At 56.2% G+C, this 11570-nt stretch carries 7 protein-coding genes and 2 pseudogenes; 5 read left to right on the top strand and 4 right to left on the bottom strand.

Features of this window, described 5'->3' with window-relative positions; translation table 11 throughout:
- Window positions 1–33 precede the first annotated feature (33 nt).
- Both guaD and E1180_RS21525 read right to left on the bottom strand, forming a co-directional pair.
- The gene (gene guaD / locus E1180_RS21530; RefSeq protein ID WP_283404445.1) at window positions 34–1341 is read right to left on the bottom strand and encodes a guanine deaminase; all 1308 of its coding nucleotides are present in this window, start codon (window positions 1339–1341) and stop codon (window positions 34–36) included.
- A 133-nt stretch (window positions 1342–1474) separates the two neighbouring features.
- Entirely contained in the window at window positions 1475–1849 is a 375-nt protein-coding gene (locus E1180_RS21525) for a hypothetical protein (protein WP_155194717.1), read from the bottom strand.
- Window positions 1850–2022: 173 nt separating this feature from the next.
- On the opposite strand from E1180_RS21525, the gene speB reads away from it, so the two are divergent.
- Complete coding sequence (gene speB, locus E1180_RS21520) at window positions 2023–2976, top strand: agmatinase (protein WP_155194715.1); 954 nt, start codon at window positions 2023–2025, stop codon at window positions 2974–2976.
- Between the two features lie 58 nt (window positions 2977–3034).
- Here the strand turns inward: speB and E1180_RS21515 are convergent, their stop codons facing one another.
- A complete protein-coding gene (locus E1180_RS21515; RefSeq protein ID WP_155194714.1) occupies window positions 3035–3646 on the bottom strand; it encodes a DUF6653 family protein in 612 nt (203 codons plus the stop codon).
- A gap of 316 nt (window positions 3647–3962) precedes the next feature.
- Between E1180_RS21515 and E1180_RS21510 the strand changes: the two genes are divergently transcribed.
- A complete protein-coding gene (locus E1180_RS21510) occupies window positions 3963–6281 on the top strand; it encodes a sensor domain-containing protein (protein WP_155194712.1) in 2319 nt (772 codons plus the stop codon).
- Between the two features lie 76 nt (window positions 6282–6357).
- Here E1180_RS21510 and E1180_RS21505 read toward each other — a convergent pair.
- Window positions 6358–8164: pseudogene (locus E1180_RS21505) on the bottom strand (PHA/PHB synthase family protein).
- A 231-nt stretch (window positions 8165–8395) separates the two neighbouring features.
- Here E1180_RS21505 and E1180_RS21500 point away from each other — a divergent pair.
- From E1180_RS21500 to E1180_RS21490, 3 genes and pseudogenes are all read left to right on the top strand, one after another.
- Window positions 8396–8644, top strand: a complete 249-nt coding sequence (locus E1180_RS21500) for a hypothetical protein (protein WP_155194710.1) — start codon at window positions 8396–8398, stop codon at window positions 8642–8644.
- A gap of 101 nt (window positions 8645–8745) precedes the next feature.
- Window positions 8746–9987: a GGDEF domain-containing protein gene (locus E1180_RS21495; protein ID WP_196220675.1), complete on the top strand. Its 1242-nt coding sequence runs from the start codon at window positions 8746–8748 to the stop codon at window positions 9985–9987.
- Window positions 9988–10341: 354 nt separating this feature from the next.
- Window positions 10342–11558, top strand: a pseudogene (locus E1180_RS21490) (LL-diaminopimelate aminotransferase).
- Window positions 11559–11570: the final 12 nt, after the last annotated feature.

The raw sequence follows: 11570 nt of genomic DNA, 5'->3' as shown, positions 1-11570 counted from the left end.
GGTTCATGCAGCAGAAGCCGCTGAACTACCGTGTCAACCAGCCCGTTTTTGGGGAACACCGGAGACATAAGTCTGTTTGATGGCGCGGTCGTCGCCCAAGGTCTGCAGTAGGAAAAGTTCTTCCGCAAGGCTTTGCGCCGTCTCCATCCGCAACGCCATTTCGGGCGTTGCCGCAGCATCGAGCACAATGACATCGGCATCGGTGCCTTCCTCAAGCGTCCCGATCCGGTCTTCAAGCCCGAGCGCTTCGGCGTTACCGCGTGTGGCCCAGTAGAAACTGGTCAGCGGGTGCATGCGTTGGCGCTGAAGCTGGAGGATCTTGTAGCCCTCATCCAGGGTCCGCAGCAGGGAGTAGCTCGTGCCGCCGCCCACATCGGTGGCGATCGCCGTCCTGACGCCGTGCGTCTCCAGCCGGGCCTTGTCATATAGCCCGCTGCCCAGAAACAGGTTGGATGTCGGACAGAAAACGGCAACAGACCCGGTTTCTTTCATGACCGCGAGCTCCCGGTCATTCATATGAATACAGTGTCCGAGCAACGTCTTTTTGCCAAGCAAGCCGAAGCTTTCATAAACCCCAAGATAGTCATCCGCGTCCGGATAGAGCTCTTTTGTGAAGGCGATCTCGTTGTGGTTTTCGTTGATATGCGTTTGCAGATGGCACTGTGGATGCTCCCGAAGCAATGCACCCGCCGCTTCCAACTGCGCAGGCGTCGACGTGATCGCAAACCGCGGCGTGATCACATAGTAGGCGCGGCCGGTTCCATGCCACTTGCCGATCAGGGCCTTGCTGTCGTCATAGGAAGATTGTGCCGTATCGCACAACGCATCCGGTGCGTTCCGGTCCATCATGGTCTTGCCGCCCAGCATTAGCATGTTCCGGCGGGCTGCTTCCTCGAAATAGGCATCGACCGAATTCGGATGGCTCGAACAATAGGCAACGGCTGTCGTTGTGCCGTGGGCGGTCAGCGCATCATAGAACCCCTTTGCGATGCGCGTGCCATGTGCCTTGTCTTCGAATTTTTGTTCCGCCGGGAAAGTGTAGTCGTTCAGCCAATCGAGCAGCTGATCGGCCCAGGACGCAATGACCTGGACTTGCGGAAAATGAATGTGGGTGTCGATCAGACCGGGCAGGATCAGATGAGGCCGGTGATCCTGAATAGGCGCGTCCGGTGCCAGGGCGGCGACATCTGAAAACCGGCCCCGCTTGAGGATACGGCCCTTTTCGATCAGCAAGGCCCCATCAGTCTCATACTGATAGGCTTGCGTGTCCTCTAAATGGTCCGGGGCTCGGTGAAAACTCAGCAGCCTGCCGCGCAGGATTGTTTTGGTGTTGTCTGCCACCGTCGGTCTTCCTGATAAAAAGGGGTGAGCGCAAATCAGCCCTTCGTTCTACCGTTCACGGCAAGAGCGAACAACGGGGTATTTTTGCCAAAATCGAAAAGGTGCTGAGGCCCCGCCGAAAGGGCTCCTCGGCTCAAACCGAGGTGCTCAACCCGGGAAGGCTGACAAGGGCCAAAAGGAGCATGCTTGCGGAAAGGGCGAACCCAGCGCGGATTTGGGTGGGCCGGTTCAACCAGGCAAGTGCGGAAAGTGCTGCGATCAGCAGGACGCTGACACCCGAGATTGGCAAAGGAATTCCGAAGACAGACGCTGTTTGCAGCGTGCTAAGGAAATGATCCAAATCCTGGTAAACAACGCCGATCATGGCTGCAGATGTGAAGAGGATCGCCAGCAGAATGTAGCCGGTGAAGACCCCATAGACAGGATCATCTGTCGTCCCGTGTGCCGACACCGACGTTTTGCCGGGCAGGGGAGTGACGTCGAACTGTGATGGACCGTGTCTTTGCATAGCGGCGCAACCATACAATCAGAGCGCTAACTTTCCGTGAAGACCGCTTTGGCCATGATACGGTTTTCACGGCGCCGGACCTCTTTGACCCTGACATGGCGTGTCTGAAGAGCTCTTGAGCCAGTCCGCTGAACAGGGTTAAGTGCAGCAAACAACCGAGATGGGGATTCTCAATGTCCGACTTGCCACGCCAGACCGACAATGCATTTCTCGGAGAAAAGCTGAAAAGTGGCTCGCATGAACCGACTTATGCAGGGGCCCTGTCGTTCATGCGCAGGCGTTACAGCCGGGATCTTGACGGTGTGGATCTGGCGGTCTGGGGCATTCCCTTCGACGCATCTGTTTCCAATCGGCCGGGTGCCCGGTTTGGACCACAAGGCGTCCGCCGGGCATCGGCGATTTTCGATGGCGATCCGCAATACCCGTTTCAAGCAGATCCGTTTGAAACCCTGGCCTGTGTGGATTACGGCGACTGCGTCTTCGATTATGGCCGGAACGCCGATATTCCAGGGCATATTGAAGCGCAGGCACGGACTATTCTGGACGCCGGCGCGCATCTTTTTTCAATCGGTGGGGATCACTTCGTCACCTATCCGCTTTTGAAGGCCCATGTCGCCAAACATGGGCCGCTCGCCCTGGTCCAGTTTGATGCGCATCAGGATACCTGGGACGACAAGGGCGACCGGATTGACCATGGCACATTTGTTGGCCGCGCCGTGCGGGAGGGATTGATAGATCCGGATAAGTCTATCCAGATCGGCATCCGCACACATGCGCCGGAGACATGCGGTCTGGAAATTCTCTATGGGGAAGAAGTTGAGTTGTTAGGCGTCAACGGTGTCGTTGAGCTGATCAAGGACCGGGTGGGCGATGCAAAGGCCTACATGACATTCGACATTGATTGCCTCGATCCTGCCTTTGCGCCTGGAACTGGTACGCCGGTTGCCGGAGGCCTGACCACCCGCGAGGCGATGATGATCCTGCGCCGGATTGGCGACCTTGACTTTGTCGGCGGCGATGTCGTGGAAGTAGCCCCCGCTTATGACCATGCGGACATCACGTCAATCGCCGGGGCAAGCGTTGCGATGACCTATATCTGCGCTCTGGCTGAAAAACGGGCAGGGTAGCCGGTTGAGGGCATTTGGATCTGACAAGCCGGTGCCTGCTCAAGCACCGCGCCCCAGCTCAAGCCGTTGATGGTTTTCCGGCGAGTTTGGGTGAGGCCTTGTTGTCATTGCCAGCCTCAGCATCCCAGAAGCTGTAAAGAGGATGCTGTGTCTTCATCGCGCGGTAGAGTGCACGCTGGGTCCGCATACATGCGATCTGGGCCGTGTAGGCAACGGCGAGGCCGGTAACCGACACGATCATGGAGGCGTAGAACGCACCGATAATCGCGGCAATAAGGCCGGAAAACGAGACGATGAACCCTATGGTGAGTTGGCGGTTCATCTCGGGAGGAACGGGGATCAGCAACCGGTTCAGCCATATCCGCTCACCATAGCCGATCTGTTTGGTTGCCAAAATGAACCGGGATCTTTTTGGAAGCAAGCGCGCCGCCGCCATCAGGAGTGCGATGCTGGCGCCCAAAACAAAGAGGGCAGCCCCGAGACCCGCAAGATGGCTGGCCCAAATCGCCGAGGTGAGTAACAAGGCGAGCGTAAACCGGAAGAAAACAGCCAACGGCCCAGACGGTTTCGCCCTCAATGCGGGCGAGACCAGTTGTAGATGCCTATGGCTGAGCGCGCCGTTCGGGCTTTCGCCGCTGGAGCGCGCGTATCTTGGCTGGGCAGTCAGCATGTACCGGTGAACCAATTGATCATAATCGAATTATACCCAAGGTCGCCCCGGCTTGGCAAATGCGATGACGCCGTCTCGTCAAAATCCGCCGCGGATTATTTGGGGACTGGATGGTTTGGTCAAATGGTCAGCTAAGGTCTGGAAGAGCCTGAGACGAGGCGCTCGGCAGACGCTGGGTCTATCAATATTCATGAATGTTTGATTAAAATTACCGGCTATGCTCTCGTGGGTGGTCTTCACTGTTTTTTAGACAGAAACTGGGACAAGAGACTATCCTCTGGGACGCTCTAGGCAAAAAGGATGTTCAGGAAAAAGCATGGCCGACAAGCCGCATAACAAGGACGCCAGGGAGGCGGAAGCGTTCCCCTCAATTGCAGAGGCTTTGTCCCGGCTTAAGGGTGGTTTGAGGCTGAGCGACGCAGAGAAACTGGAGCTGACCGGCGAATGGCTTCAAACCTTGGTCAATCAGGCTTCCGACTACATCTTCGTGAAGGACCGGGATTCCAAGTTTGTCATTGCGAATACAAAGGTCGCGTTTGATCTGGGCCGGAAGGATGTTGTCGAGCTTCAGGGTATGTCGGATCTGGACCTTCACCTGCCTGAAATCGGAGAGTCTCTCTTCGCCATTGAACAACAGATCATGGAAAGCAAATCGCCCATGATCGACTTCGAAGAATGCATCTTGCTGCCGACGCATGAGCGCAGATGGTTTTCTTCCTCCAAATATCCGATCTTCGATGATGCGGGGAACGTCGTCGGTTTGATAGGAATAGCGCGGGATATTACCCAGCGCAAACAAGCGGAGCTGCTGCAAAAAGGCCAGAATGAGGTCTTGCACCAGATTGTTGAGGGTATTTCGCTCACACAGGTGCTCGAGAAGCTTATCCTCACCATTGAAGATCAGCTGAACGGGATCAGCGGATCAGTGATGCTTGTCGACGAGACCGGAGAACATATGCTGTCCGGGGCGGCACCAAGTCTCCCAAAAAGCTACCTTGAGCAAGTTGACGGCATCGAAATCGGGCCTGAAGTCGGTTCCTGCGGAACGGCCATCTACTCGGGCAAGGTGGTCATTGTGGCCGATATTTTCGACAGTCCACTTTGGAGCCCTTATCTCGGCATCATGGAACAGTATGACATGCGGTCGTGCTGGTCGGTGCCTTTCTTCGGCAAGGATGGCAGGGTCCTCGGCACTTTCGGGTTCTACACCCAGAGCGTCAGGTCGCCAAGTGACGACGAGCTAAAGGTGGCGGTGGAAGCGGCCCAGTTGGCCTCAATCGCCGTTGAACGGGATCAGGCGGAAAATCGTATCCGGTATTTGGCGCATCATGATGCTTTGACCGGACTGCCGAACCGCCAGGAATTCAAAAACAAATTGGAACAGAAAGTCGCTGTCAGCCAGAAAACCGGCGAACCTGTCGCTGTGGTATTTGTCGATCTCGACAATTTCAAGATTGTTAATGACAGTTTTGGCCACGCGGTCGGCGACCAGGTGCTGACCATCGTCGCAGACCGGATCATGAAGGCGCATAACTACGCCCATGAGGCCGTCCGTTTTGGAGGCGATGAATTCGTCTTGATCGTCAGTGGCCAGTCCGCGCATGCTCCTGAACTCACGGAGTTCATGGACCATCTGCGCAGCGAAGTAACGAAAACGATCTCCATTGACGGCTTTTCTTTTCATGTCACGTGCAGCATCGGTGCGGCCATCTATCCAGAGGCGGCAGACGATGCGGCGGAACTCCTTCGTAATGCGGATTCGGCGATGTTTGCTGCGAAGGCCGCGGGCCGGGACCAGTGTGTCATTCATGAGGGCGCGGTCATAAGCGTTCCCGTGAACCGGCTTACGCTCGTGGAAGAGATGCGCAGGGCCGTCGACAATGGCGGTTTTTTTCTTGAGTACCAGCCGCAATATGATCTCCATAGCGGACGGATTGTCGGCGCCGAAGCGCTTCTGCGCTGGAACAACGAACGTCTTGGCCGGATGATGCCGGGTGACTTTATTGAGCTTGCCGAAGAGACCGGTGTTATTGTACCGATTGGCCGTTGGGTGCTGAACGAGGCGTGCCGGCAGAACAAGGTCTGGCAGGACGCCGGACTGTCGCCCATTACGGTTGGTGTCAACGTGTCCGCGCGCCAGTTCAGGGATGTTTCCCTGATTTCAGATGTGTGTGCAGCACTTGATTCCAGCAAGCTGCCTGCAAAGTTCCTGGAGCTTGAAGTTACGGAAAGCATGCTGATCCATAATGCGGCCCAGGCGGTCCAGCTGATGGGCGAATTCCGGCGGATCGGGGTGAAGCTTGCGATTGACGACTTCGGGACGGGCTATTCCAGTTTGATCGCGCTCAAGAGTTTTCCGCTAACGCGTCTTAAAATCGACAGAAGCTTTATCCGGGACCTCGATTATGATGAAAGTGACCGCTGTATCGCACGGGCAATCATCTCTCTTGGCCGCGAGCTCGGCTTGAATGTCGTCGCAGAGGGCGTTGAAACGGCAAAACAGCAGGCTTTCCTGATCAGCTGCCGCTGTGAGACCGTTCAGGGCTTCCACTTCGGCCGCCCGATGTCCGCGGACAAGTTCGGGAAACTCCTGGGTATGACCCTGACACCTCTGAATGCGCATTTTGCGTCATAGGCATAGCGTGCCGCCGGTCCGGGCCAGGTCGTTCCGTTCGCGGCTCCGGCACCGGACGTGATCGTTTTGATCTACTCTACACCTTCGTCATAACGTAGGAGCCCGGAGCGTCCTCAAGGATTTTCATCCGGTTTGCGCCTGGCTTGCGCGCTTTCACCTCCGCCCTGTCATTTTTGCGGATCCACGCGTCCCAGTAGGGCCACCAGGAGCCGGGATGTTCCTCGGAATTCTTGAGCCAGTTCTCCAGCGCGCCTTTGGGTTCCGCCCCGGTCCAGAACTGGTACTTGTTCTTTGCAGGTGGATTGACCACCCCGGCAATGTGGCCTGATCCGGAGAGTACATATTCAACCGGTCCGCCAAAGCAGCCGGAGCCCAGGAAAACGGACTTGGGCGGTGCGATGTGATCTTCCCGGGTCGCCAGATTGAAAATCGGGATTGTGACCTTCGACAGGTCGAGTGTTTCACCCCCGACAACCATCTCGCCTTTCGACAGCTTGTTGTCCAGGTAGCAGTTGCGCAGATAGAAGGAGTGGTTGGCTGCCGGCATCCGCGTGGAGTCAGAATTCCAGTAGAGAAGGTCGAAGGGGAAAGGCTCTTGGCCTTTCAGGTAGTTGTTGACTACATAGGACCAGATCAGGTCGTTGGACCGCAGCATGTTAAAGGCCGACGACATCTTGGATCCGTCCAGATAGCCGTGTTCCGCCATGCGCTTTTCAAGCAGCGAGATCTGGTCTTCATCGACAAACACCTTCAAATCGCCCGCGAATGTGAAATCGACCTGGGTGGTAAAGAAGGTCGCGCTCTTGATCCGCTCGTCGTTGGTCTGCGCCATGTAGGCGAGGGTGACCGCAAGCAGGGTTCCGCCGACGCAATAACCGATTGCGTTGACCTCTTCCTGCCGGGTCGCGCGCTTGATTACATCTAGCGTGTTGAGAATGCCTTCGCGCATGTAGTGCTCAAAGCTCTTTTGCGCCTGGCGTTCATCCGGATTCACCCAGGAAATCACAAAAACCGTGTGGCCCTGATCCACGGCCCATTTGATGTAGGATTTTTCGGGATTGAGATCGAGAATGTAGAATTTGTTGATCCAGGGCGGGACAACCAGCAGAGGCCGTTTCAAGACGGTCTCCGTTGTGGGCGTATACTGGATCACCTGACACACGTCGTTCTGCGCAATCACCTTGCCGGGCGTGTTGCCGAGATTTTCGCCAAGCTTGAATTTGCTGGGGTCCGTCTGGCGGATCTTCAATTCGCCCTTGCCGGACTTGAGATCCTCCACAAGGTGCTGCATCCCCTTGACCAGGTTTTCGCCGTTGCTTTCCATCGTGAGGCGCAGCAACTCTGGATTGGTCAGGACGAAATTCGAGGGGGAGACGGCGTTTGCGATTTGAGTCACATAAAACTCGGCCTTGTGCCGCGTATGTTCGTCCAATCCCTGGGCGTCGTGGACCATGTCCTCGGCCCATTTGCTCGTGATCAGATAGAGCTGCCGGATGAAGTCGAAGAATTGATTGTCTTCCCAGTCCGGGTCCTTGAAACGCTTGTCTGTGCTCGGTGTCTCAACGGCGGGTGCATGCGGCTCGCCCATCATTCTCTTCAGTGATGAGTTCCAAAGGTCGATGTACCCAAGTCCAGAGCCGTCCCTGAGCTTCGATGGCACGCTGCGGATCGGAGGCCCAATACTCGCCGACCTGCGCGAGTGTCTTGACGACACCGGTGAGCTCATCGGTAGAATCATGGGTGATTTTACCTTGCTCCCGCGGCTCGATATAGGCCGCCATTGCCTTCCCGGCCTGTTCCAGCGTTTTGGCAAGATTTTGTGCAAATGCTTCTGGATTGTTGATGATGTATTGCAACATGGGATGCTGGCGGTCATCAGCCATTGGCAAGGGTCCCCTCCGACGTCCGTTGTCCAGCCGTCCTTTAGTGTGCGGCCGGTACATGGTCTCAACATACTATCTTGTTCAATTTGCGATAGTATTTGGACCTATCAGCTATTTATGACACAACGATTTGGCCGCGTCGAATGGAATTGAGATGCGGATAAACCTCCAGGCAAGCATAGACAGATAGGCCCAAAGCATGGATCCTGCAGGAAATTATGGGGGGAAACCGTGGCGGCAGCTGCCATTCAGAAAACCATCGTTCCGCTTTTGCTTATGGCCAGTGCCGCAGGCTGCGCGGTCGGTCCCGGAACGCCTTTGGTCGATGCCATGAAGGCGGACCGGACGCCGGGATACACAAATGTCCAGCCGCCCAAGGGCTATGGCGTGCCAGCCTATCAGCTGGAATCCCACGGACTGATCAACCCGAAGGAACGGGCAGAGACGGCCGCATATCTGGAGCGCATCAGTCAGTACTGAGCGGATCCAGCACCAATAGCTAGGTATTTATAACACGAATAAAGCGTTTTTTTACAGCTTCTGGTTACTTTAAGGCGATTGAAGCTGGAATGGATTTCCCTATGACCCTTGATGCGCCGACGCTTTTTACCAGCGTGACGATCACCCAGATTGCTGGTGCGGCCATCATGTTATGTGCAGCACTGATCTGGCGCTATCATAGCAAGTCCAGCGTCTCGAGCCTCTTCACCTGGTCTGCCGGGTTGATTCTTCTGGGCAGCGGCGCGGTTCTTTTGGGCTTGCGCGGACAGGTCCCGGACGCCTACAGCCTCGTCTTGGCAAATACGCTGTTCATTGCCGGGGCGTTGATGCGTGCGTCGGCCATGCGGATGTTTTTCGGTCTGACGCCCTTTTGGGCTTTGATCGTGCTGCCTGCCTTGGGTTGGCTGGCCCTATGCCTTTTTTACCCGCCGTTCCTGTCCGATCTCGTCATGCGCGTGAACTATGTTCAATTCTGGGTCATCCTGAGCGGCCTCATGATCGCCCATGTCGGGTTTTTCCGGAACCGCGAGAAACTGGTGACCGGGCGAGCCCTTGGTGTCATCGCCGTTTTCGAGGCGAGCGGCTACATCTGGTATGTGGTCAACCATAATGTCGGACAATACGGCGAGTATCAAAAATCCTTTTCAGAACCCTTCATGGCAGCATCGCTCCTGATCGTTTTGACCGCGCTTGTGCTGATGATTGCTCTAGTGATTGCGGCTGTCGTGGAAAGGTCGCTGAACGGATTCAAGGAACAGGCTGACACTGATGCCTTAACAGGCCTTGCCAACAGGCGGGCATTTTATCGTGACGCAAGGGCATCCATCGCGGCGATGGACGATGACGGCCGGGCGACATACAGCATCATCATGCTGGATCTCGATTGCTTCAAGTCGGTCAATGACCGGTTTAGTCATGCCATGGGGGACAACGTCCTCCAGCTGTTTTCACGGGTAACGCGGAATACGATACCTGATGGGGCTGTGGCCGGACGGTTGGGCGGCGAGGAATTTGCCATCTTTATGCCCGGTGCAGACCGGGAGTTCGCTCATTTGACCGCGCAGCGCATTTGCCGGCAGTTTTCGACCCGCTGCCAGGAGGCCTCCAGTGGCCGGATGATCGTGTCCGCAAGTGCAGGTGTCGTCACAGCCCGCAAACCGCAGCCTTTTGAACGGGTGTTGGAGGCGGCGGACCGCGGCGTCTACAAAGCCAAACGCAAGGGGCGGGCCCAGATCGTTGTGATGGATCTAACCAAATCCGGTGCCCTGAAATGGCTTGCGGATGAAGACCTCTTCTCGACGCTGAAACGCAAGGCCGCTTGAACCAAGTACGGTTCCCGGCTCTTTTCATGAAGACAGACAAGCCGCGTACGTCCAGCGGGAGAGGTTTGCTCACCTTATCGACGTGATCCGGAGTCTCGCGGGTAGAATTGTTTCCGCAATTGCTGAGACACCATTGTTTTCCGGACCCAGTGGCTGGTTCATCGCCCTCACGTTTCGCTTTAAATTGATTTAGGTCCGGGATGTGGATATCGGTTCTCCATTTTGGCGCAAATTTAGGTGGCTAGACGTATTAAAGACGGGTGCGCAATTCGTTTGCCCCTGCTAAAAGGGCCCGGAAAACGCGCCGCGCCTGGCAGTTTCCCATATCTAGACGCATTACAAGGATCCTTTCCCATGGAGGAATTCCACAAAATCAAGCGGCTGCCGCCGTATGTGTTTGAGCAGGTCAACCGGCTGAAGGCGAAGGCGCGGGCGAATGGCGCGGACATTATTGATTTGGGCATGGGGAATCCTGATCTGCCGACACCGCAGCACATTGTCGACAAGCTGACTGAGGTGGTCCAAGACCCCAGAACGCACCGGTACTCTGCGTCAAAGGGTATACAAGGGCTCAGGAAGGCGCAGGCCGCATATTAGGACGCCGGTTCGGGGTCAAGCTCGACCCCGATACACAGGTCATCGCGACCCTTGGCTCCAAGGAAGGCTTTGCCAACATGGCTCAGGCGATTTCGGCGCCTGGCGACGTCATTTTGAGCCCAAATCCGAGCTATCCCATTCACACCTTTGGGTTCTTGATGGCAGGTGCCTCGATCCGGAACATTCCCGCCGAACCCGGACCGCAGTTCTTCGATGCGCTAGAACGGGCCGTGATCCACTCCGTGCCACGTCCGATCGCCATCATCTTGTGTTATCCGGCCAATCCCACGGCCTATTGCGCGGATCTTGATTTCTACAAGGACGTTGTCGCGTTTGCGCGCAAACACAACATCTTCATTCTGTCTGATCTTGCGTATTCTGAGATCTATTTCGGCTCAACGCCGCCGCCATCGGTTCTTCAAGTTCCCGGTGCGATGGATGTGACTGTCGAGTTCACATCGCTTTCCAAGACGTTCTCCATGCCGGGATGGCGCATGGGTTTTGCGGTTGGCAATGAACGGTTGGTTGCGGCCCTGTCGCGCGTCAAATCCTATCTGGATTACGGGGCCTTCACGCCGATCCAGGTTGCGGCAACGGCCGCCTTGAACGGTCCGTCAGATTGCATTGACCAGACCCGCGCGGTCTACAAGAAACGGCGGGATGTCGTTGTCGACAGCTTTGGCCGGGCAGGGTGGACTGTTCCGGCACCGGAAGCGAGCATGTTCTGCTGGGCTCCGATCCCGGACCGGTTCAAGGGCATTGGCAGCCTGGAATATTCGAAACTTCTTCTGGAACATGCCGAGGTTGCGGTCGCGCCGGGGATCGGTTTCGGCGAACATGGCGACGAATATGTGCGCATAGGACTGGTGGAAAACGAACAAAGGCTGCGCCAAGCGGCCAGAAACATTCGCCGTTTCCTTGAAAGTGCGGACCAAAAGCTGCACAACGTGGTCCCGCTCTCGACGACCAGATAACAAACTGGATGA

The organism is Roseibium denhamense (assembly GCF_009711415.1).
In the GTDB taxonomy this organism is placed as follows: domain Bacteria; phylum Pseudomonadota; class Alphaproteobacteria; order Rhizobiales; family Stappiaceae; genus Roseibium; species Roseibium denhamense.
Note: the sequence above shows the minus strand (reverse complement) of the source record. Positions and strands in the feature narration are given on the sequence as shown.

Coding starts and splice junctions, on each gene's coding strand:
- E1180_RS21525 (WP_155194717.1), bottom strand. CDS start 1,849: ATGCAAAGACACGGTCCATCACAGTTCGACGTCACTCCCCTGCCCGGC.
- speB (WP_155194715.1), top strand. CDS start 2,023: ATGTCCGACTTGCCACGCCAGACCGACAATGCATTTCTCGGAGAAAAG.
- E1180_RS21515 (WP_155194714.1), bottom strand. CDS start 3,646: ATGCTGACTGCCCAGCCAAGATACGCGCGCTCCAGCGGCGAAAGCCCG.
- E1180_RS21510 (WP_155194712.1), top strand. CDS start 3,963: ATGGCCGACAAGCCGCATAACAAGGACGCCAGGGAGGCGGAAGCGTTC.
- E1180_RS21495 (WP_196220675.1), top strand. CDS start 8,746: ATGACCCTTGATGCGCCGACGCTTTTTACCAGCGTGACGATCACCCAG.